Source organism: Secundilactobacillus folii (genome assembly GCF_009720675.1).
Taxonomy (GTDB): domain Bacteria; phylum Bacillota; class Bacilli; order Lactobacillales; family Lactobacillaceae; genus Secundilactobacillus; species Secundilactobacillus folii.
In genome coordinates this window covers 1-23,492 of record NZ_WNJO01000005.1, presented here as the reverse complement: position 1 = coordinate 23,492, position 23,492 = coordinate 1, and the positions used below count along the sequence as shown (strand labels likewise).

Here is a 23,492-nt window from a genome sequence, read left to right as displayed (position 1 = left end):
TTTAACGGAGGTTATCAAATGGCAGATACAATTAATCAAGATTTGATCAAAACTGATTTATACGATGCCGTCAATGGCGAATGGCTTAAAACGGCCAAAATCCCCGGTGACCACTCGACTACAGGTGGGTTTACCGACCTATCTGATGGCATCGAAAAAACCTTAATGGCTGACTTTAAAGAGTTGCTAGACGGCAAACTTGAGCCCCAAAATGCTGAAATGGCAGAGTTTAAAAAATTCTACGCCTTAGTCAGTGACTTTGATAAGCGTGAAAAAGATGGTAGTCAGCCACTTAAGCCATACTTAGAACGAATCGAGAAGCTGAATGGCTATCAGGATTTGAGTGAGCAACTTGCCGACTGGATCTTAACTGGTCTCCCAACCCCCTTCTCATTTGATATCGATTCCGACATGAAACATTCCACCACTTATGCTTTATTTGCAAGTGGCCCACGGCTTTTCTTACCGGATAAAACCTACTATGAAAAGGACAACAAGGCCGCTGCGCAGTTGATGCCGATCTTCAAAGACATGATGACCGAGCTATTCAAGCAGGCTGGATATGATCAGGACCAAGCTACTGCCATTATCGACAATGCCACGGCATTTGACCAACTCATCGCACCGCACGTTAAATCAGCCGAAGAGAGCGCTGATTACAGTAAGATGTATAATCCTCGCACCCTCGATCAAATTGCCGCCAGCACCGATAAATTGGACCTGAAGACCGCAATTACAACGCTCGTTCATGGGACTCCTGAAACCATCATTAGTCCGGAACCAGCTTACTTTGATGCATTAAGTGACCTCCTGACCGATGATCATTTCCAGTTAATGAAGTCTTGGATGCTGGTCAAAACCGTGATGGGCCTATCAAGCTACCTGACTGAGGAACAACGGCAGACCAGTACTATTTATGGCCGAGCCATGAGTGGCAGAAAGGAAGCCCGCAGTCAAGAAAAGGCCGCTTACGATCTGGCCACCGGCGTTTTTGACCAGGTCGTCGGCGACTATTACGGTCGAAAATACTTTGGTGAGGCCGCTAAAAAAGACGTTCATGACATGGTCGTTAAAATGGTCAATGTCTACAAAAAGCGCCTCGCAAACAACACTTGGCTCGGTAAAGCAACCCGCGACAAGGCCATCTTAAAGCTTGATAAGTTGGGTATCCAAGTCGGTTATCCAGACAAGATCGACGCCTTATATAGTCTTTTCAAAGTCACTGACGCCACGCATGGGGGTTCAGTGCTCAGCAACGTTATGACGTTCTCCCGAATCCGCAGCGAAGATGACTTTGCACGTTGGAATAAGCCGGTCGACCGGACACGTTGGGAAATGAGTGCTGCCACAGTCAATGCCTACTTCCACCCATTCCACAACATCATCGTGTTCCCAGCAGCGATTTTGCAGGCGCCGTTTTACAGTCTCAAACAGTCTTCCAGTCAAAACTTTGGCGGCATCGGCGCGGTGATTGCCCACGAAATCTCCCATGCATTTGACAACAACGGTTCACTCTTCGACGAATATGGGAATTTAAACAATTGGTGGACTAAAGAAGATAACCAACATTTCCAAGCGCTGGCTCAAAACATGGTCAAAGAGTTCGATGGCATTCCGTTTGCCGGCCAGACAGTGAATGGTAAACTGACCGTTTCTGAAAACATCGCAGACGCTGGCGGCTTAAGCTGTGCCCTTGAAGCGGCTAAAGGAGAAGCAGACGTTGACTTACAGGCCTTCTTCTTAAATTGGGCTAAGATTTGGCGTCAAAAAGCCACCCCAGAACGCGAACAGCTGCTCTTATCCATTGACGTGCATGCCCCTGCTAAATTACGGGCCAACGTTCAAGTCCAAAATTTAGATGATTTCTTCAACACTTTTGATATTCACGAAGGCGACGGCATGTACAAGGCGCCTGCCGAACGAGTAAAAATTTGGTGATTAAATCTGCATTTAGCGCCAGACATTTTCCTAATCTAACCAGTTTAAATTTCAGGTTTTACCCGGATAAACTCCAAAAACGGATTTCTCATGTTCGAGAAATCCGTTTTTTTGTAACCATATTTTAGAGTCTAAACGCGTTTAGCCACACGCTTATTGTTTAAATAATGCCTTCACGCAGCCCAAGAAAAATGGTCAAGATCAACAGATCAGCTGACCCGCCAAGGCTCAGATTACGGTCAGTGAAGGTTTGATTCAGTTGGGTTAGAAAGGCCATGCCGTCTTCAGTCTGGCTGCCGCCCAAATCAAAATACCGTTTTGCTTGTACGTGAGCCCATTCGACAACATCCTCGTTACCAGCTCGTTTGACCAAATTGGTGTCCACAGAATGACCAACAAGCATCATTAACGTATCAAGCAGGCGTTGATTTTGGTTCCCCTTAGCAGCCCGTAAAGTGGGTAAACCTACCGATATCACCGTCGGGTAACCAGTTTCCGCTTCACCGCGAATACCCTTTGTACCATATCTTAAATACTGGCGTTCCCCAGCTGTTAACAAGTCTGCTGGTTGACGATCAAGATTTTTAAAGTCACTTGCCGTTAACCCTCTCAACATTAACTGCACCACGTTGGTCACAGTTAGTTGTTGGTGGTTCAAACGATAAGCCTCAGCTGTTACTAAAATACCGAGTGAAAAGATGGCGCCCTTGTGCGTATTGACTCCGTTGGTAGCCGCAAACATCTCGTGTTCAGCCTGAACTCCAATCGGCCGGATACTACCAAACAGTTGTCTAAGATCATCGCCGTGAAAAGCCGCTCCTTGCCCTACACAACTAGTAAAATACTGTCGCAAACTAACCGTACTGTCGATAAAGGTGAAGACGTCCATGTCAGGATGCGGGCCGGAAGACACGGGATCGACCAATCCTGGCTTCGGATTAACACTGACCTCGTACAGTAACGCTTTTAAGGCGTCGCCAACTAAGGCGTTCTTCGCTAATTCATCCATGGTTCACGTCCTTGGCCGGCATTAAATTCAGCGGCATAAATTTCACTGATTCGAGTTTGTAAAGTAGTTACGGAATGTCGCCGTGAACGGGCACAATCCTTTGCAATTCGGTTGCAAATCAAACATTTACGGACCGGCATTTTAAAATCCGCTCGTGAAAGTGCTCTTGGATGGCTCGCATCCATCACGTCCACATCAAATAAACGACCCAGATGATCATGGTCTTCAAATTGAACCGCCATTCTTTTAACCGTAACTGCGTCTAACGGAGTGGTAATAAATAACTCATTACCAGTCGGCTTATCCCACTGAGCGGCGGTCAAAAAGTCGTGAGTTCGGGCTTTAAGCTGGTTATAAAAACGCGCTGTGCCCCTGGCAAAAAGCTGTCGAATTGGCGCATTGTTCTTGATTGGCCCTGGAATGTTGAGCTTAATTGCAATCAGTGTTTCGCCAGGAGACCATTCTAGCAAGTGGCGTTGCAAAGCCGCCCGCTGATCACGATTGTTTAAAACATCACTGATCACCTGAGGCTCACCAGTAGAAAAAATTGAGGCCATGACCACCCTCCTTTCGTCAAATGAAGTTGCGTGTTGTTTGAACCCCTGCAAACTGAATTGATTAAACTAATCCTTTACTTCTTTAATCGTATCGATAATCGACCCGTCGCGGTACTCAATCATGGCCACGGTGCGGTCAGTGAACTCAAGTGGCTTGGGTTGGCCAACTTTCTTTTCCGCCAACTGCTGCAGTTCACTGATCGTGTATACTGGCACTCCAGGCAAGTTGCCAAGTGCTTCTTGCAGATCCTTGCGCTTGGGATTGATTGCGATACCATATTCGGTAACCAAGACATCCACGGAGTCTCCAGGTGTCACTATTGTGGTGACATCGGGAACAACGGTGGCAATCCGACCACGAACCAACGGTGCTGAAATAATCGTCAGCTTAGCGGTTGCAGCGTCTTGGTGACCACCAATTGCGCCCCGAATCACACCATCAGAGCCCGACATGACATTCACGTTAAACTTGGTATCGATCTCTAATGCACTTAGAATCACCACGTCAAGTTGATCGACCATGGCACCCTTATTATCGGGATCAGCGTACCATGAAGCATCAATTTCCTGTTGGTTCTTGTTCGTGTGCATCGATTCGGCAGCACCCTTGTCAAAATCCTGTACGTCCATGACCTTGTCGACCAGGCCTTCATTTAACAAGTCCGTCGTTGGCTTAGTGATACCGCCCAGTGCGAACGATGCTTTGATGTGATTATCGATCATCGCTTGACGCAGGTAACGGGTCACCGCTAACGCAGCACCGCCAGACCCGGTCTGAAATGAGAAACCATCCTTGAAATAGGGTGAGTTCACGATCACATCGTTGACTGTCGAAGCAATTTTTAATTCCTTAGGGTCCTTGGTGAACCGGGTTGCACCGGAGCCAATCTTATCGGGATCACCAACTTTGTCGACCTTAACGACGTAGTCCACTTGAGTCTGCTTGATTGAAGCTGGTGTATTTGGATAGCTCACAATATTATCCGTTAAAAGCACCACTTTATTGGCGTACTGAGCGTCCATTAAGGCGTAACCCAGTGAGCCAAATACGGCGTCGCCTTCCATCCCGTTAGCATTACCTAGTGCATCAGCATTCGGCACCCCCAAGAAAGCCACATCGATCTTGATGTCGCCGTGTTCGATTGCCCGGGCACGGTTACCATGAGAACGGAAAATCACCGGGTTCTTCAACCCACCATGGGAAACAAAATCACCAAGTGAACCACGCATCCCAGAACTCGTGATGTGAGTAATGGTACCTGCTTTGATTGCTTCGATGACCATGTCATTCATCACACCAGTCAGTGAAGAAGGAGCCAAGGTTAGGTCTTTGTATCCGCCATCGATGATCTCGCGCATAACTTTATTGAAAACAAAGTCGCCATTGCGGAAATGGTGATGAAATGAAATTGTCATGCCATCTTGTAAGGTATCTTTAACCACCTGTTTGATGTCAGTGACCACTTTGTCATCACCAGTTGAAACGTGAACTTTTGGTGCTACTCGCTGGATCTCCGGGTGACCAATTTCGGTCGTCTTAAATGGTTGGTAATTTAAATCAGCCATCACATCTTCTGGTAAGTCGCGATCAACATTATTTTTCAAGGTAGTTCCCCTCCTCATCAACTAAGTTAGAAGCCTTTGCCAGCCGCATCACCCGTTGCGCACGTAGCACAACTGGACGGTCAACCATTTGACCGTTCATCGAAATCACACCAGAACCTTTAAGACGGGCTTCTTCGATTGCGTTGATGACATTCTTGGCGTTCGCAACTTCCTTTTTACTTGGTTCATACACTTTATTGACCATGGCGATCTGGCGTGGATTAACCAGTGATTTACCGTCAAATCCAAGCTGGTGGATGTATTCAGTTTCACGGTAGAAGCCTTCCGTATCGTCCATGTTGGTAAAGACCGTATCAAAGGCCGCCACACCGGCAGCACGAGCCGCGTGAAGAACCATGTTACGGGCGAATTCCAATTCCACACCGTCTGGATAACGGTGGGTCTTCATATCAGTTGTGTAATCTTCAGCCGAGAGTGCGATCCCAATCATCCGGTCTGAGGCAGCTGCGATTTGAGGGGCATTTAACACCCCTTTAGCACTTTCAATCGCAGCCATTAAGTGAGTGGAACCTTCTTGACGGCCAAATTCTTTTTCAGCCGCTAAAATATCAGCTTCAAGCTGCTTAACCATGTCAGCTGATTCAGCCTTTGGCAGCCGAATAACATCAATGCCTGCTTTCACCATTGCTTTAACATCGTTGGCGTAGTATTGGGTATCCTGACCATTAACCCGAACGACTAGCTCCGCATCCCCGTAGTCCTGTGTCTGAAGGGCTTCATAGACTAAGATCCGGGCGGCGTCTTTTTCAGCCATCGAAACGGAATCTTCCAAGTCAAACATGATGGAATCAGCACCATAGATGCCGGCATCCTTTACCATTGCAGGGTTATTGCCGGGAACAAACATCATTGTTCGGCGTAAGCGTTCTTCGTTATCAGCCATTATAGTACCTCCCATGCAGGTGTCGCAGTGGTTTCACTGGCACGCTGAGCTGCAGCAATCGTGCGAGCCTTAATGACGCAATCAAGTGCGCCCTTATCGACTGCTTTCACCTTTGCTGCTTGCACACCTAATGCATTGAGCGTGGCTGTAATCACGTGACGAATCTGATCGCCAAACTGTTTTTCAACGTCGGATTTCAGTTCAATTTGAATCCCGTCAGTGGCCTTTGAAATCATGATTTGAATATCAGATGATTCCAAGGTACCGGCAACGGCTGTGTCCTTAATTTCCATCAATGTTCATTCCTTTCTGAATCCGTGCTTGTAAGGTTTTTAAATGGTCCTGAATAAATTGAGTAGTGGCTGCCGGTACTAACCTTGGTAGCTGTTTCAATTCACCGGTCTTAATCAACTGTCTGACTTTAGTGGCGGTAATGATCGTCGCATCATCGCTATTCACTCGGTTTCGTTCGATCACTTTCAGCTCGACTGCTGGGGGTAGTTCACGCGCTAGAACCTGATTGTAGATCCCAGTGGTTCGTGAAAGCGGTTCGGAACCGACATACCGCGTTTTAATACTTAACGCGGGCGCAATGACGTTGCGAAAGATCCGGGCGTCCAGGGTTGTTTGATAGTTGACAGTCTCGTCAGTAGATGCGAGAAAGTAAGCTGGAAAGGTGGCGTAACTGACCATATAATCACCACCATTGACTACGATAACGTTGGCTAGATCTTGCGTATTGGCTTTCACCAGTTCAGTCCGTTCATCGGTCGTAAACAAAGACGCATCCGTATTCACAACAAATACATAAACTAAATCATTGGCCCGGGCTGCTTGTTCCACTAAGAACCGATGACCAAGTGTAAACGGGTTAGCATTCATCACGATGCCAGCAACCTTCTTATTGGCTTGGTCAGCAACCCGCGGGATATCACTTAAAAAGTCTGCAACGTCTGGGCTACCCGTCTCCAGCAGTGCTGCTTCGTTTGACCGCGCTAGTTCACTAAACCCGATGTGCTGAAAGCTTTCACTATATTTAAGCTTCGTAAACACCATCAAATGAAAAACGTGATTGGCAAACTGACGGTTAACAAGTTCGGAAACGATGGCATTAAAGCGTGCCCCAGTGGTGACTCCTTTGTTGCACACGCCGATGTACTTCAGCACACTGCCAGCTACCGACCCAGTAGCAACTAGGTCATCGCCACTATAAATACCAATGGTGTAGTCGATTTGATCGACTTCCTTGTCCGCAAAGTTGTGGATCCCAATACTGGTTAAAAAGCGTTCCCACTCTTGTCGCACTGGCGGATCCTTCAAGTAAAGGTCAACGATTTGTTCATCCATGTTAAGCCTCCGCTGTCGCAACGGTCTTCGACGCATATTGCTCAATAGCCTGACTGACGGTTGCAACGACCTGCTTGTTGAAGACGCCTGGGACCACTTCAGTCGCAGTTGGGTGTTCAACGACACTCGCTAACGCCTGAGCCACAACTAACTGCAATTTCGCATCGACATGTTTTAAGCCACTGTTAAGCAGTCCCTTAAACGTACCCGGAAACGCTAATATGTTGTTCACTTGGTTAGGATGGGCACTGGATCCAGTGGCAATAACCGCCGCACCGGCCTGGGCAGCCTCGTCTGGTTCGATTTCAGGGACCGGGTTAGCCAGTGCGAAGATGATTGGGTCTGGCGCCATTTGCTGCACGTCAGACCCACTTAATAGATGGGCGTCAGACAAACCAATGAAGACATCTTGATTGCTAATAACATCGCTTAATGCCAAGCCCTTCATTGCATCAGGTGTTTGCAGTTTTCCAGCTAAGTCCCGTTGATAATGATTATACCGGTCATCATAAGCGGTGACAACGCCATTGATATCAACGAGCGTGATGTTTCTCAACCCGGCTGAATGAAGCAACTTTGCAGTGGCGAGACCAGAAGCACCGACACCGTTGATCAGAACATGCATATCGACCAGTGACTTGCCAGTCACTTTAGCAGCGTTGATCAGGCCCGCTAACACAACGATAGCCGTGCCTTCCTGATCGTCGTGGTAGACGGGAATATCCAGTGAAGCACTTAGCGCCTCTTCAATTTCAAAACACTTTGGCGCCGCAATATCTTCCAAATGAATCCCAGCAAACGACTGGGAAACGTTTTTAATCGTTTTAATAATCTCGGCCGTTGATACCTGGTCAACCGCCATCGGAATGGCGTTAATGCCAGCAAGGTCTTTATATAACAGCGCTTTACCTTCAATGACCGGCAAACCGCCAGCGGGACCAATGTTACCAAGCCCTAAAACTGCGGAGCCATCCGTCACCAGTGCAATTAACTTACCACTAACCGTATACTTACTCTTTAATTCTGGGTGCTGAGCAATCAACTTTGAAATGACAGCCACCCCCGGCGTATAGGCCTTCCCCAAATCGCTTTTGTTTTGAACATCAAGGTCGGATTGAATGTCTAAAACGCCCGTATGATTTTCATGGACTTTTAAAATTTCATCTGTATCAGTCAATCGCACCATTCCTTCCGAACGAGTCTTGTGAGCTTATTATCAATTTATCCCCCTAAGTTTACACCAATTTTTTAAATATTTCAAATACAAATCAATATTTTGTAATTTTTAAAATCATTTTTCCGTTGTATTAAAACTATTCAAAAATAGTGAGTCAGACCGTTCAAAAATTGGTATGATAGTAATGTATTTGAAAAATGATAAAAAACATGTCATTTGAAAACCCGTCAATCAAATGGAGGCACGAATGGACGAAATGAAATCTCGCGAGCAGCTCGCAAACATTGCTCGCGATTACTACCTATCTAAACTGACAATTGCGCAGATCTCAAAGAAGTATGACATGAGTCGCTATCTGATCACTAAAGCACTGGATGACGCGCTGAATACCGGCTTAGTCAAAATTGCCATTAATGCGCCAATCGACCGAAACATGGAAATGGAGGCCAGATTCAAGAAACAGTTCGACTTACAGAACGCGTTCATTTTAAAGGATGCCGATAACACTAATGAAGACTACGAAAACATCGTTGAATTTGCTGCCGAAGAGATTCAGGATATCCTGCACCGTAGCTCAGTAGCCGGCATCGGCTGGGGTGGTACGGTAGCCAACGTCATCAATCACTTTCAAACCGAGATTCAAGACGACCTCGTCTTCACTCAGTTTATGGGCGATAATTTAAAATACAATTCAACGTTAGGTGCAACCCCCCTCGTTCAAAAAGCGGCCGCTAAGTTTAGTGCCAGCTTCCGGACAATTCCGGCACCACTCTACATTATTAACGATCAGACTCGTGAGGCACTAAAGAAAGAACCAGCACTGAATTCCGCCTTTGAAACCATGGCTAAGATGGATCTACTGTTTGCAGGTGTCGGCACTTTAGCATCGGTCGATTCGATTCCCCTGTGGCGTAATCATCGTCATGAGATCCTCGGCGATATCGATCCCGATGCAGTTGCGGGGATGCTATATGGCCGCCCGTACGACATCAATGGCAACATTTTGAATCCGGACCATGATAAATTATTTGGTGCATCACTGGACTCGATTTTGACGGTCCCGCATCGATTCGCAATCGTGAAGAGTAAGTTTAAAGGCCGGGCGCTGCTGGGCGCATTACGTGGCGGCCTGCTGACCGACTTTGTCACCAACGAATCGGTTGCTAACCGCGTTTTATTGGAAATGCAAGCTTAATCAAAAAGCACGTGCTGTTAACCCTGAAGGCTAATCAGACACGTGCTTTATTTGGCTAAAAATGAACTGAGAATTGCATTGAATCTTGCGGGTTGTTCAGCCATGACGATGTGCCCTGCATGTTGAACGACTGCTGACTCACCTAGTGGTGCTAATTGGGTAGTTGCTGAAGCAAAATGGGGATCAAAATAAGGCGATTGATCACCGGCCACAACTAGCAACGGAATTTGCAACCGCAGTAAGACGTCTCGCCAATCCTGGAAAGCGTGATCCACCAAACAAGGATAGTTTTGCTCGGGATTGTAAGGGTGGTTAGCCCGCGCCTGTTGCACGGCTTGACGAACTTCATCGGTGACTGGGGTTGCGGTTGCTGGCCCCATAGGCAGTTTAAGTGCAGCTGGAAAGTTATCCCAAGTCAGGTTTTTGAACCCAAACGACCACGATCGATCAGCAATCATTTTCGGGCTTTGATCAACGTCCACAAACGACTTAAAGCGACCCTTACCAAAAAGTGAAGCATAGGCAAACAGGGTTGAAGCCCCCATCGAATTACCGATCCCAATGACGTTTTGCAAATCAAGTGCGGCTAATAATTCAGCCAGATCCATGGCATGGCGGCTAATGCGTCGTCCCTTGATCGTCCGCTGAGAAAGCCCCTGATTCCTAGCGTCCATGGTGACCACCCGATAGCCCTGCGCAACTAAGTACTGCTGGGTTGGTAGCCAAATGCCCTGATAGCTGCCAATTCCCCCGATTAAGACAACTGGCTGACCCGTTCCCTCATCGCTATAAGCCAGTTGGACGTGGTCACTGGTTGTGAATTTCAAATTCTCGCCCCCTTTTCGACTTACAAAAAAAGAGCCTAATGACCTTGGCTCCCTTCTTTTCGATAACTAATTTACCACTATTCTGATGCCAGTAAAATATCGTTCATTTTTTCAGCAGATTGATGCATCTTCTTGGTTTCTTCGTCAGTTAAGCTAACTTCGATCACCTGGCGGATACCACTAGCGTTAATGACTGCTGGGGTGCCAATGTAAACATCGTTTAAGCCATACTGACCATCAAGTGGTGCTGAAACCGGCATTACCAGATTTTCATCCATTAAAATAGCTCGACAGATTTTCATAAGGCTTACTGCAACACCGTAGAAAGTAGCTCCCTTACGGCTAATGATCTGTCCGCCCTTCTTGCGAACGTCATCTTCAATCATCGCCAGGCGAACTGAGTCAACATTTGGTAAGCTAAGCAGCGGCATGCCGTTGACCGTCGCTTCATTATAAGCGGCAAAGGAACTGTCACCGTGTTCACCTAAAATGTAGGCATCGACATCACTGGTGCTGACATCAAGCTCCTTGCTTAAAGCAACTTGCAGGCGGGCACTATCCAACGAAGTACCGGTACCGATCACCCGGTTCTTAGGAAACCCAGAAATGTGCTGCGTTAAGGCCGTCAAAATATCAACCGGGTTCGCTGAAACGACAAAGCAACCGCTAAAACCACTATTAACGACTGGCGTCACAATTGATTCCAAAATCTTGGTATTTTTCTTAACTAAATCGAGACGGGTCTCGCCAGGTTTACGGGGTACACCAGCTGTGATGACCACGATATCAGCATCGGCAGCATCAGCGTATTCACCACTTCGAATCTGAGCTGGCATCATCATGGGTGTCAGGTCCTCAAGGTCAAGACTATCACCTTCAGCGTGTTCTTTTTGGATGTCAACGATCACCAATTCATCGATGGTACAGTTTTGAAGCAGTGAAAATGCAAATGATGAACCAACGGCGCCATCGCCAACCAACAAAACTTTACGGTGTTTTTTAATCATAATGACAGTCTCCTTTCAGGCAGCCCTGAATCTTAGTCTGATATCCATTAACTTAATTGTTTGCTTCTTGTTTTTAAGTTCACATTGATTATACCGCATTTCATTGAATTTTGTTTACTTTTTTAAAAATAAATCACTATTTTTTAAATATTTAAAATATATTTTAACTTAATTACTAAAATTACAAGATTTAGTGGGATTTTTAATTTAACATACGTGTGAATTGTTTGCATTTTTTTCACTAAGCTTGTCGATTGGGTGTCCTAATCTGTCCCGACAGAACGTGACTTTAAGAAGCTGCATTTTAGAATCAATGATTAGATTCCGACCGTTGGGCAACTAAAAAGGGATTCCTGAATAGAGGAATCCCTTTTTAGTTGCTATTCACTTGGTATTCTTACGCAACATCAATTTAGTACTAACCACGACCTTTAGTGGGACTTCACGACCCTTCTCCAGCCGACTGCGGATCAGGTCAACGGCACAAATTCCCATCTGGTCAGTATCCACATGAACCGCACTGAGCTCTGGATAAACGTACTTTGCAACCGACGTATCATTAAAGCTGAAGAGACTTACCCGGTCAGGAACCGCAATATTAGCTTCTCCCAGCGCTTTTAAAGCACCGATCGCCATTGGGTCATTACTGATAAAAAAGGCGTGTGGTAAATCATTACCCAACTCTTTAATTGCCCGCTTCATTGTTTCGTAACCCGACTGATTCGTATAGTTACCCTGGTAGGTAAACCGTGCTTGAAACTTACCCTTTGCAGACAGAATCGATTCATAGGCGCGATAACGTGGATCAGGGATCTTCAAAATTCCGTCAGTCGTAAATTCGGAACCATAAATAATGCCAACCTCATCACTCTGTCGCAGCAAAATGTCCAAGGCCTTGCTAACCGGTCGTTTAAACTCGGTCACAACACTGTCAAAGCCCTGTTCGATTCCGCTCCAGTCAACGAACACCAAATTGTCAGTTAAAGCACTGAGCTGCTTAACTTGTGGCTCACTGTATTTGCCAACCGCAATAATACCATCAACATCGCTGCTAATTTCTGAGACTTGATTTTGGAAAACCGGTGCAGTTTGAATCTGGAGCTCCTGACTGCGCTTTTCGATACCCATTCGAATCGCCATGTAATAGAGATCGTCCAGTTCCTTATTTTCCGAATACCATTGCACCACAGCGATCCGGTAAGTATCAGGCGTCTTCGGGGCTCGCTTAGCCTTAGTGTAGTTGAGTTCTTCCGCGATTTCGAAGATCCGTTGCCGAGTGTCGTCACTTACCGATAGCGTGGTGTCATAATTCAGTACTCGTGAAACCGTCGACAAGGAAACACCTGCTTTTTGCGCAATATCTTTTAATGTCACTTTCACGTGTTTCCCCTTCTCTCCATAAATTGACTTATTTTAGCTTAATTGAGCGATGAACCGGTCAAATGCAGCTTGGCCTTCCGGTGTCCGTTTAAATACCCCAGCATCCTGAAGCACCCGATTGAACACTTCACCAATGGCTTGATCAATGATGCCATCCGCGTTATCGGTGGTCAATTGATTGTCAGCCTTCAATTGATCAGCCCAAGCTTTGTGGTAATCCTTCATTTGGTTTGGTTCACCAAGAACGTAATGCTTAACTTCTTGCATCTCGTCCTTCAAACGAGCTGGTAAAATGGCTCGACCCATGACTTCAATCAAGCCAATGTTTTCCTTTTTAATGTGTTGAACATCCTGATGTGGATGGAAAATACCATCTGGATACTTATCGGAAGTTTGATTATCCCGCAAAACAATATCCAAGACGAATTTCTCACCGTGGCGGTAGGCAATCGGCGTGACCGTGTGGTGACGTTCACCATCGGTATATGCTCGAACATCCACTGCCTCATCATCGTAGTGTTGCCAGCTGTCAGCAATCGCCGTTGCCGCGTTGATCAATGATTCTGGCGTGTCACCTGACAAGCGAATGGTCGACATTGGCCACTTCACAATACCAGCATCAACATCATCGAAACCTGGCAGATTGATCTTTCGGTCAATCGGCGCCTTCATCATCGGAAAGTTGTGGCGACCGCCTTGATAGTGGTCCTGCGACAGCATTGAACCACCAACGATTGGTAAGTCAGCGTTACTGCCGACGAAGTAGTGCGGAAACGTCCGCACAATTTCTAGCAGATTACTAAAGGTGTGCTGGTTGATGACCATTGGTCGGTGGGCTTGCAGCAAGAAGATCGCGTGCTCACTGAAATAAGCGTACGGTGAGTACTGGAATCCCCATGGTTCACCACCTAACGACATCCGGATCACCCGGTGATTGGTCCGAGCCGGGTAACCTAAGCGACCACGGTAACCCTCGTTTTCAATGGCCAACTGACTCAGTGGGTAGGTATTAGATTTCTGGTTGCGAGCCGCTGCAATTGCCTTAGGATCTTTTTCCGGTTTCGACAGGTTAATGGTGATCTCTAGGTCACCATAATCGGTCGGGGTATTAAAGACGATGTTCTTGGCAATTGAACGGGTCTTAATGTAATCATTTTTACGGCTTAATTGATAGAAGTAATCCGTCGCTGCTTCAGGTGTTTTCTGATATTCGTTCCAGAAGTGCTGATTGACTTGTGCAGGCGTTGGCGTCAACAAATCGGTTAGTTCAGCTTCCAAGATGTCGCGGTCAGACTGGCCATCTTCAATTTTGCCGTTCTTGATAGCGGTTTCCAGCAGTGCGTCGATCACGTCTAGCAAGTCGTCACTTTTGGCAGCTACGGCTGGATCATCACCCACTAGCCCAAGGACTCGGTTGGTAACGTAAATTCGGTCCAGTGGTTGATACGTTCCGCTAGCAATAATCGCGTCCACAAATGTATTTACCGTCTCTGCCATCTTATGCTTCACCCCGATCGTTGTAACCCTTTGGATGGGACTTCTTCCAGTTCCAGGCGGTCTTAATAATTTCTTTGACGTCATCGTACTGCGGCTTCCAGCCCAGAACCTTCCGTGCTTTATCACTTGCAGCAATCAAGGTACTTGGATCACCAGCTCGACGTGGTGCATCCTCGGCAGGAATTGGCTGACCAGTGGCTTCACGAGCAGCTTCAAGGATTTCCTTGTTAGAAAATCCAGTTGAGGAGCCAAGGTTAAAGGCATCACTGTCATGACCACTCTTCAAGTATTCCAAAGCTAAAATGTGAGCATCAGCCAGGTCAACAACGTGAACGTAATCCCGTACGTTAGTCCCATCCTTAGTTGGGTAGTCAGTCCCGAAGATCTTCAGGCCCTTACGTTCGCCAGCAGCCACCTGCAAAATAATTGGGATCAAGTGGGTCTCTGGATGGTGATCTTCACCAATTGAACCATCAGCTTTAGCACCGGCGACATTGAAGTACCGCAAAGCGACAAATTTGATGCCGTATGCCACGTCAGACCAGTGAATGATCTTTTCCATCGACAGCTTACTTTCACCGTATGGGTTAGTTGGAATCTGAGGATCCTTTTCCTTGATTGGAATCTGCTTTGGTTCGCCATAGGTCGCTGCAGTCGAACTAAAGATGATCCGCTTAATATTATGATCTTTCATCGCTTTGAGTAAGGTAATCATGCCACTAGTGTTGTTATCAAAGTATTTCAACGGATCACTCATTGATTCAGGAACGATGGAAAAGGCCGCAAAGTGAATGATGCCTTCAATATCAGTTTCCTGACCGAAGACTTCATCGAGGAATGCCCGGTCGCGGATATCACCTTGATAAAACCGTGCCTTTGGATTCACGGCAGCACGGTGCCCAGTGATCAAATTATCAATCACCGCCACGTCGTAGCCCTTTTCAACTAGTCGATCAACTGTATGTGAGCCAATGTAGCCCGCACCACCTAAAACAACAACTGTCATATTCTGTTACCTCCTATTTTCTCTTTCAAACTGCGATATAAAAGCGCTCTGCAAGATAAGTTGCGTTGCGCTTCGTAAAACGATCAAGATTAAGCTGTAATCTGACGGGGACCATCGGCAATGTTGGCAACGTAGAAGCTTGCGGCATAACCGATCTCCTTCTTATAAACATCACCGACGTTTTTGATGAAGTCATCAACGTTAGCCTTGTTAACGATTGCGATCGCACAGCCACCGAAGCCGGCACCGGTCATCCGGGCACCCAGCACACCGGGTTGTTTCCAAGCGGTTTCAGCTAAGGTATCCAGCTCCTTACCAGTGACTTCATAATCGTAGTGAAGTGAGACATGAGAAGCGTTGACGAGTTTGCCAAATTCATCTAGTTGGCCCTCAGTCAAAGCTTTCTTGGCACGCAATGTCCGTTGATTTTCAATGACGGCATGACGGGCACGCTTGATCAACGTATCATCGTTGATGAGGTAGGCGTCCTTATCGAATTCCTCTTGTGACAGGTCGCCCAACGTTTTGACGTCAACGCCACCCTTTTGAATCAGGGCTAAGGCTTTTTCACACTCAGCACGGCGCTCGTTGTACTTCGAATCAGTTAACTCACGACGCTTGTTGGTGTTCATGATAACCACCACGTTATCGCCTAATTCAACGGGTACGTACTCGTACTTTAAGGTGTTAGTATCCAGCAAAACAGCTTGGTCTTTCTTGCCCATGCCGATTGCGAACTGGTCCATGATACCAGTGTTTAGACCGAGGTAGTCGTTTTCAACTGCTTGACCATTTTTAACCAGCGTCAACTGGTCAACGCCCCAGTTAAACTCTTGGTTTAAGATGTTTCCAATCAGTAATTCGATTGAAGCGGATGATGAGAGACCTGAAGCGTCTGGCAGATCACCGTGAACAAACAAATCGAACCCGTGATCAATGGTCTTGCCCTGCTTAGCCATTTCGTACATCACACCCTTAGGGAACTTGACCCAGCTATCATTCTTATCAAACGCCAGTTGGTCGATTTGATAGGTGATGATGCCGGCGTCTGGTAAGTTTGCGGAATAGACACGAACTTGGTTATCATCGCGCGGTGCGTAAACACCATAGGTTCCCATACTGATGGCACATGGGAACACGTTGCCGCCGTTATAATCAGTATGCTCACCAATTAAATTGATCCGGCCAGGTGAAAAGTATACGCGCTCACCTTGATAGCCAAATGCCGTGTTAAATTCATCCTTTAAACTTTGATAATCCATGATCAGGCCTCCGTTATTTTTACTAAAAATTTTACTACCTTTAAGATAACCTAAATCAGTTGGCTTGTCAATCAAGAAATGTAATCGTTTTCTTTTACGTAAAATCAGGCTTTGAGCACACTCAAAAAGGAGACGACAAAACGGCAATTCTGATCAAAATATAACAAACGTAGTTCGCAATCCAGAGCGGAAACAAGTCGCACCATGAGCCTACCAAGAAATTCAGATGATTGCTGATAACGAAAAGTAGGTGGCACCCCAAATCAGGCGGCCACCTACTTAGCATTTTCTTTGATGATTGATACAAGCTTTAAAAACTAATCTTTCACCCAGGCACTCAACGCGTTTTCAAAATCGTCAAGCTTCTGGCTAGCTTCAGCATCCGTTTTACCATTTGTCCCAATGTAAAACTTGATCTTAGGTTCCGTCCCGGATGGGCGAACTGCGATCCAAGTCCCATCGACCAACCAGTATTTCAACACGTTCGAACTTGGTAGCGTTAACTTATCCGTGCTGCCATCCGCATGGGTTGCGACCTGGGTCTGATAATCATCCACGGTTTCAACCTTGGTTCCGGCAAATTCAGTTGGGCGATTATCACGGAGCCCCTTCATGATGGCTGCCATCTTATCAGCACCATCAACGCCTGGGAATTCCTTAGCCGTCGTCTTTTCCTTGAAGTAGCCGTACGTCTTGTAAAGCTGCTGAATACCATCGTACAGCGTCAGCCCCCGCTGTTTGTAGTAAGCCGCCACTTCAGCCAGCAAAATCGTTGATTGAATGGCATCCTTATCCCGAACGAACGGGTTGATCAGATAACCAAAACTCTCTTCAAAACCAAACAGGAAGGTATGGTCATGGTTTTCTTCAGCTAGTTTGATCTGCTCTGCAATATACTTGAAGCCGGTCAAAACATTCGTCATTTTTACGCCAAAGTGTTCTGCAATCTTAGTGGCGAGTTCAGTGGAAACAATTGACTTCACTACCATGCCGTCAGCAGGTAGCTGACCAGCATCCTTTTTAGCCTGCAAAATGTAGTTCAACAGGACTGAAGCAATTTGGTTTCCGGTCATGAGCTGGTAGTCGCCACTTGGCATCCGGACAGCCGCACCAAGGCGATCCGCATCAGGGTCGGTTGCCACTAGTAGATCGGCACCCTCTTTTTTACCCAGCTTGATGGCCATGTTGAAAGCCTCTGGAAATTCCGGATTGGGATGGGTGACCGTTGGAAATTCAGGGTCAGCAATCGCCTGTTCCTTGACCATCGTGAATTTATCATACCCGGCATCCTTCAAAGCCCGATACCCAATCACCCGGCCAGTACCATGAAGTGGCGTATAGATCAGGGTCATGTTCTTGCCAACTTCGTCAACCAGCTTAGGATTAACAGAAACCGCCTTGACACCAGCCAGATAATCCTCATCTACATCTTCACCGATAATGCGAACGAGATTTCGCTGCCGTAACTTTTGCTCCGGCACACTCTTCACAGTGAACATATTATCGATACTGCGGACGTATTCCGTAATCTTATCAGCAGCGACTGGCGGCATTTGACCACCATCTGGTCCGTAGATCTTGAAGCCGTTATACAGCTTAGGGTTATGGCTAGCTGTGATCATGATCCCAGCGTAGGTGTGCAAGTGTCGAACGGCAAATGACAGTTCAGGCGTAGGCCGAATGTCATCGAAAACGAAGCTTGGAATCCCGTGCGCACCAAGAACTTGAGCTGAATGGTGAGCAAATTCCCGTGATTGATAACGAGAATCAAAGCTGATGGCAACACCGCGCAGTTTATCAGTGTCCGCCAAAGTGTCCATAAAGCGAGCTAAACCTTCCGCTGCTGCACCCACTGTGTAGACGTTCATCTGACCAATACCGGGACCAATCAAGCCCCGCATTCCTGCAGTTCCAAACGCCATCGGTTTCGTAAAGGCATTCTCCAGCGCTTCGTTATCGCCTGCCATATCTGCTAATTCACGTGCTAAGGTTGGGTCTAAATCCTGATAGTTCTTCCAAACTTGATAGTTATCTTGCCAAGTCATTGCATCGCCACTCCCCTTAATTATTTTGTATTCAACGTTTCACATCCGCTTTCAGTATAACGCGAAAGCCGGAAAATGAGTAAAAATTTTACTAAATATCTCTCGCAATCTTTGCCTTTTTCATTTTAGCATTTTTCCATCTAGACTGCATTTTCAATTTATAAAATGCACAAGCATAGCTTCGGCCACCACCTGCTCAGAGCTCGGAGTTCCAACAAGTGGTAAACTAAGGGCAATGATTTAAGGACTAAGGGGGAGTTAACAGCATGAGTGTTAAACCATTTAATTTCAGTCAGTTAATTGTGACTGAGTCACTGAAACAGCAGCGTAAAATTGGCAAACAGTTGCGAGATGCCTTTTCGTTCAAGAAATTAGGCCAGTTTAAGCCCACAGACCGGGATCCTAATCGCCTAATGGATCAGGTCCGTGCCATCCTGATTCCGGAACTATTAGCCGAACGGACTCAGCGTATGAGCCAGTCCAGTTTTACCTTTTATCGTGGCACCGCCGAATTAATGGAATATGACCTTGCCCATCAAGCCAATTCACCAATTCACGCGGTGATCTGTGGTGATGCGCACATTGGTAATTTTGGTTTCTTCGGGTCACCTGAGCGCCACCTCTTATTTGATTTAAACGATTTTGATGAAGCCGGCATTAACCCCTTTGAATGGGACATCAAACGGCTAGCGGTCAGTGCGTTGTTGGCCGGTCGCGAGCACGACTTTAACGAAACACAATTAGCTGAGCTGATTCAAAAGCTTGGTCAAACCTACCAGCAAAGTCTGCGAAACATGTTTGAACGTTCTGCGTTGAACCGTTTTTATCCGGTGAACAACGTGGAAACGGTGCTAAATTCGATGCCGAGTCAGGAACTGCATACTGAAAAGCTAAAGAAGTTTCTTAATAAGGCTGGTAAAAGAGACTCAGAACAGGTCGTTCGAAAGTTTACGGTTACTGATAGTAAGGGCCAGACTGCATTTAAAGAAAACGCCCCGCGCACCCGTCACGTTGAAGATAATGTCACTGAAGGGATCAGCGAATATTTGGAAGATTACCGCCGAACCTTGGCAACCGACGTGAATCTGATGCTATCGCAATTCAGCGTCACCGACATCGTTCGCCACAGTGTCGGTGTCGGCAGCTTTGGTTCCCGCTGTTATTTGGTACTGCTGACTAGCACTGACGGCTCACACCTAGTTTTGCAGATCAAAGAAGCGCTGCCCCACCGTCAATTAGCCGATAAACTTGACGTCCACAACGCTCAATTTGAAAAAAATGAAGGCAAACGAATCGTTGATTGTCAAAAGATCATGCAGTCGGCGTCTGACCCCTTTCTCGGCTACTTTGCGACCACTGACCGCAGCTATTACGTACGCCAATTTCGTGATATGAAAGCTTCAGTTGAACTAGCTGACTTGGATTGGGATCAGTTCGAAGCTTACGCTAATACCTGTGCGTGGGTCCTAGGTATCAGTCATGCACAAAGCCCTACTGCCGGTGTTATTTTAGGTTACCTTGGCCATTCTGAATCGTTTGGTAAAGCCATTCAGAACTGGACCACCGCCTATGCTGATCAAGTCGATAAGGACTACGCTGCATTTAAAAAATACCGTCTCTAGGACTTACACACTAAAATCCGTGGGCGTTATTCCTGCTAAAGCCAATCAGTTAAGTTAAAATAACGCTAGATTCCCAGTTGCAATACTGTTGGAAGCTAGCGTTTTTTAGTTACCATCCCTCTACGGACGTTTTGGGTGAGCACGTTTGAAACTTTATCCTTGATTTACTTACAAAAAGTAAGTACACTCTATTTATTCAATTAAATTATTGATCTTGGAGGCAAAGATTATGGTAATGACAAATGGTTACGAGCAACAGGAAAACGAAAAAATTTTAAATATTTTGAATTTGACCGAGTTAGAAGCTGAGGCTAAGAAGATTATTCCAACTGGCGGCTTTGGCTATATTTCCAGTGGGTCCGAAGACGAATGGACTTTGAAGGCGAACCGAACGGCATTTACTCACCGTCAAATCGTGCCTAAGTCATTGAGTGACATGGAAGATCCACAGACAAACACCAACGTCTTCGGTCTCGACTTAAAGACCCCCATTTTTATGGCGCCCACTGCTGCCCAGGGCTTAGCACATGCCAAGGGTGAAGTTGACACTGCCAAGGGCGTGGCCAAGGCTGGTGGCTTGATGGCACAAAGTACCTATTCGTCAACTTCAATTGCTGACACCGCAGCTGGTGGCGAAGGCGCACCGCAATTCTTCCAACTCTACATGAGCAAGGATTGGGATTTCAATAAATCACTGCTGGATGAAGCAAAGCAGGCTGGTATGAAAGCCATTATCTTAACGGTTGATGCCACGGTCGGGGGTTACCGTGAAGCTGATATCATCAATCAGTTCCAGTTCCCAATCCCAATGGCTAATTTGATCAAATTCAGTGAGGGCGATGGCGAAGGTAAAGGCATCTCTGAAATTTACGCCGCTGCAGCTCAAAAAATTGGTCCGGCAGACGTTAAACGGATCATTGATTACTCTGATTTGCCAGTGATCGTCAAAGGAATCGAATCTCCAGAAGACGCCGCTTATGCGATTGGTGCTGGTGCAGCTGGGGTGTACGTTTCTAACCATGGTGGCCGTCAATTGAACGGTGGACCTGCCAGTTTTGATGTTTTAGAGAGTGTCGCAAAAGCAGTTAACGGTCAAGTACCAGTACTCTTTGATTCTGGTGTTCGCCGCGGCTCAGATGTCTTCAAGGCAATTGCGCTTGGTGCTGACCTAGTTGGAATCGGTCGTCCCGCAATCTATGGCCTTGCTTTAGGTGGCGCTGATGGTGTCTTCTCCGTTTTTGAACATTTGAATAATGAACTGAAGATCATCATGCAACTAGCTGGCACGAAGACGGTTGATGATATTAAGAAAACGGAACTGTTAAACATTCACTATTAATTGTATTTATAAAAGTACAAAAGACGCTCTTTACAGAGCGCCTTTTTTGGTACCAAATCTTTTCATTATCCCTTGCCACCAGTCAGGCGATATAATCGAGTCAAATTACTTTGGAGGCAAGCAAATGAAATTATTAGACATTTCAAGAAATGGGAAAGTCGTCACCGATGCCCCAACAGTTGAAGCTATCAGTTCGTACTTAACCATGAATAATCCGTTCAGCGAAAACACCTTATTTCTGGCGCGTAATGAAGCAACAGTCGTGGTTGGTAAATATCAAGACGTTTACCTTGAGGTCGATTTAGACTATCTGCGGCGTCATCACATTGGTCTTCTTCGCCGTGCGGCTGGTGGCGGTGCGGTTTACACAGACATGGGAAACTTTGTCTATATGTTCCACGTTATGGAACCCCAGGATCAGCACTATTGGTTAGATTTTAAACACTATGCCGCCCCGCTAGTGAAAACGTTGAAGGAGTTAGGGATTGAAGACGTGGGTGTCAGTGGGCGAAACGATATTACGATTGCCGGGCAAAAGGTGTCCGGCATGGCTGCATTTCAAATGAAGAACCGCTTTTCGCTTGGTGGCACGTTACTGTTCGATGTCGATACTGAAACGGCTGGTAAGGTGCTGACACCACTCCGTTCAAAATACACTTCGAAGGGCTTTTCATCCGTCAAAAGCCGCATCTTAGACGTTCGAGCTGCCCTGCCTGATAAGTACAAGCAGATTACCGTCGCAGAGTTCACCCAACGCTGGTTACTCAACATTTTTAACGTCAAATCAGTGGCCGACATTCCGTTAATGCATTTAAGTGACGCCGACTGGGCTGCAATTGACGAGTTAGTTAAGACTCGCTATGGCAATGATGATTGGAACTACGGCAAGCGTCCGCACTATGAGCACTATGTTAGCCATCACTTTGACCAGGGGACCGTCTCATTTAACTTTGATGTTGTCGATGATAAATTAGCCCATTTTACGCTGTATGGCGATTTCTTTACGAAGGTCCAAAACATCTCCGACGCTGAAGATCAGCTTGTTGGTACGCCAATGACTGAATCTGACCTTGTAACTGCATTTGAATCGGGCTTAATCAGCCAGGTACTGCCCTGGATGACGCCAGGTGATTTTACGACGATGTTGCTACAGCCGGAGAAGTTTCAGGTTAAAAAATAGTTTAGACAAAGAAGGTGTGACCGCTAAGAATGCGTCACACCTTCTTACTGTTTAACTAACCAGCCATTTTGCTAAAGTCGGCTGATGTTTCTTTAACCATTCCGCGAACCGCGTACGACTCAACCAGCGATGGAAAGCCGGTGAGAGTTTTTTCAAACTATAAATCATCAGAATTAAAAACGGAATTCCTGGGATGATTGGCAAGGCAAAACCAATAATGGCGCCAACAAACCCTGTAAATGTCAGCGAAGACCATAGTAACCGCGTAAGTATAAATTGCATGTCATTCATCCCTTTCGTTTAATTTTAAAGTAGTATAGATTGAATTTTGAAATTCAGCAAGGGGTTTATTCGTGATTTAGGAAAAGTTAACTTTCTCTACCGTTATTTTACTATTTTAAAGATGAGTATTGCATTTAGAAGGCTTAAAAATTCGATTTGAAGGTGGCATCTTTGCTGAAACGCGCTCGCCAAAACAGCGCCCGGCCGCGTAAATCAATAAGACGGATATCCCAAGTTCAAAGCACTGCTTTCAATGGCCAACTCAGTCGTATTTTCAGCGCTCTTTGGCCTCATAGCTGAAACGCGCTCGCCA

Annotated in this window: 20 protein-coding genes; 5 read left to right on the top strand and 15 right to left on the bottom strand. The window is 46.3% G+C overall.

Annotated features, from left to right (window positions below; all coding sequences use genetic code 11):
• Positions 1–18 precede the first annotated feature (18 nt).
• A complete protein-coding gene (locus tag GM612_RS05090; protein ID WP_155431308.1) occupies positions 19–1,938 on the top strand; it encodes a M13 family metallopeptidase in 1,920 nt (639 codons plus the stop codon).
• Positions 1,939–2,098: 160 nt separating this feature from the next.
• On the opposite strand, the gene GM612_RS05085 is transcribed toward GM612_RS05090, so the two are convergent.
• The 7 genes from GM612_RS05085 to GM612_RS05055 form a co-directional block, all read right to left on the bottom strand.
• On the bottom strand, positions 2,099–2,947 hold the full coding sequence (locus tag GM612_RS05085; protein ID WP_155431307.1) for a triphosphoribosyl-dephospho-CoA synthase: 849 nt from the start codon (positions 2,945–2,947) through the stop codon (positions 2,099–2,101).
• The gene (citX, locus tag GM612_RS05080; RefSeq protein ID WP_155431306.1) at positions 2,935–3,504 is read right to left on the bottom strand and encodes a citrate lyase holo-[acyl-carrier protein] synthase; all 570 of its coding nucleotides are present in this window, start codon (positions 3,502–3,504) and stop codon (positions 2,935–2,937) included. The genes GM612_RS05085 and citX overlap by 13 nt, the downstream gene beginning before the upstream one ends.
• Before the next feature lie 66 nt (positions 3,505–3,570).
• Positions 3,571–5,109, bottom strand: coding sequence for a citrate lyase subunit alpha (gene citF, locus GM612_RS05075; RefSeq protein ID WP_155431305.1), 1,539 nt, complete (start codon positions 5,107–5,109; stop codon positions 3,571–3,573).
• A complete protein-coding gene (gene citE, locus GM612_RS05070) occupies positions 5,099–6,013 on the bottom strand; it encodes a citrate (pro-3S)-lyase subunit beta (protein ID WP_155431304.1) in 915 nt (304 codons plus the stop codon). Before citE ends, citF begins: the two co-directional genes overlap by 11 nt.
• Positions 6,013–6,306, bottom strand: a complete 294-nt coding sequence (citD, locus tag GM612_RS05065; RefSeq protein WP_155431303.1) for a citrate lyase acyl carrier protein — start codon at positions 6,304–6,306, stop codon at positions 6,013–6,015. Before citD ends, citE begins: the two co-directional genes overlap by 1 nt.
• Positions 6,296–7,360, bottom strand: coding sequence for a [citrate (pro-3S)-lyase] ligase (citC, locus tag GM612_RS05060; protein ID WP_155431302.1), 1,065 nt, complete (start codon positions 7,358–7,360; stop codon positions 6,296–6,298). Before citC ends, citD begins: the two co-directional genes overlap by 11 nt.
• A 1-nt stretch (position 7,361) precedes the next feature.
• On the bottom strand, positions 7,362–8,546 hold the full coding sequence (locus tag GM612_RS05055) for an NAD(P)-dependent malic enzyme (RefSeq protein WP_425500332.1): 1,185 nt from the start codon (positions 8,544–8,546) through the stop codon (positions 7,362–7,364).
• Positions 8,547–8,784: 238 nt separating this feature from the next.
• Here GM612_RS05055 and GM612_RS05050 point away from each other — a divergent pair, with 238 nt between their 5' ends.
• Entirely contained in the window at positions 8,785–9,732 is a 948-nt protein-coding gene (locus GM612_RS05050) for a sugar-binding transcriptional regulator (RefSeq protein WP_155431300.1), read from the top strand.
• Between the two features lie 47 nt (positions 9,733–9,779).
• Here GM612_RS05050 and GM612_RS05045 read toward each other — a convergent pair whose 3' ends face one another.
• From GM612_RS05045 to GM612_RS05015, 7 genes are all read right to left on the bottom strand, one after another.
• A complete protein-coding gene (locus GM612_RS05045) occupies positions 9,780–10,559 on the bottom strand; it encodes an alpha/beta fold hydrolase (RefSeq protein ID WP_155431299.1) in 780 nt (259 codons plus the stop codon).
• Between the two features lie 77 nt (positions 10,560–10,636).
• The gene (locus GM612_RS05040; protein WP_155431298.1) at positions 10,637–11,566 is read right to left on the bottom strand and encodes an L-lactate dehydrogenase; all 930 of its coding nucleotides are present in this window, start codon (positions 11,564–11,566) and stop codon (positions 10,637–10,639) included.
• A 384-nt stretch (positions 11,567–11,950) separates the two neighbouring features.
• A complete protein-coding gene (locus GM612_RS05035; protein WP_343031814.1) occupies positions 11,951–12,946 on the bottom strand; it encodes a LacI family DNA-binding transcriptional regulator in 996 nt (331 codons plus the stop codon).
• A gap of 33 nt (positions 12,947–12,979) precedes the next feature.
• Positions 12,980–14,443 carry a UDP-glucose--hexose-1-phosphate uridylyltransferase gene (locus GM612_RS05030; RefSeq protein WP_155431297.1) on the bottom strand — a complete coding sequence of 488 codons (1,464 nt, stop codon included), beginning with the start codon at positions 14,441–14,443 and terminating at the stop codon, positions 12,980–12,982.
• Position 14,444: 1 nt separating this feature from the next.
• Positions 14,445–15,449 carry a UDP-glucose 4-epimerase GalE gene (gene galE / locus GM612_RS05025; protein WP_155431296.1) on the bottom strand — a complete coding sequence of 335 codons (1,005 nt, stop codon included), beginning with the start codon at positions 15,447–15,449 and terminating at the stop codon, positions 14,445–14,447.
• 89 nt (positions 15,450–15,538) lie between these two features.
• On the bottom strand, positions 15,539–16,711 hold the full coding sequence (locus tag GM612_RS05020; protein ID WP_155431295.1) for a galactokinase: 1,173 nt from the start codon (positions 16,709–16,711) through the stop codon (positions 15,539–15,541).
• 317 nt (positions 16,712–17,028) lie between these two features.
• Complete coding sequence (locus GM612_RS05015; RefSeq protein WP_155431294.1) at positions 17,029–18,756, bottom strand: phospho-sugar mutase; 1,728 nt, start codon at positions 18,754–18,756, stop codon at positions 17,029–17,031.
• Positions 18,757–19,022: 266 nt separating this feature from the next.
• Here GM612_RS05015 and GM612_RS05010 point away from each other — a divergent pair, with 266 nt between their 5' ends.
• The 3 genes from GM612_RS05010 (at position 19,023) to lplA (ending at position 22,897) form a co-directional block, all read left to right on the top strand.
• Positions 19,023–20,378 (top strand): DUF2252 domain-containing protein, encoded by a 1,356-nt coding sequence (locus GM612_RS05010; RefSeq protein ID WP_155431293.1) that lies wholly within the window; start codon positions 19,023–19,025, stop codon positions 20,376–20,378.
• Positions 20,379–20,607: 229 nt separating this feature from the next.
• Complete coding sequence (locus GM612_RS05005) at positions 20,608–21,717, top strand: lactate oxidase (RefSeq protein ID WP_155431292.1); 1,110 nt, start codon at positions 20,608–20,610, stop codon at positions 21,715–21,717.
• A 124-nt stretch (positions 21,718–21,841) separates the two neighbouring features.
• Positions 21,842–22,897, top strand: coding sequence for a lipoate--protein ligase (lplA, locus tag GM612_RS05000; protein ID WP_155431291.1), 1,056 nt, complete (start codon positions 21,842–21,844; stop codon positions 22,895–22,897).
• Positions 22,898–22,948: 51 nt separating this feature from the next.
• On the opposite strand, the gene GM612_RS04995 is transcribed toward lplA, so the two are convergent.
• Entirely contained in the window at positions 22,949–23,179 is a 231-nt protein-coding gene (locus tag GM612_RS04995) for a YbaN family protein (RefSeq protein ID WP_173021227.1), read from the bottom strand.
• Positions 23,180–23,492: the final 313 nt, after the last annotated feature.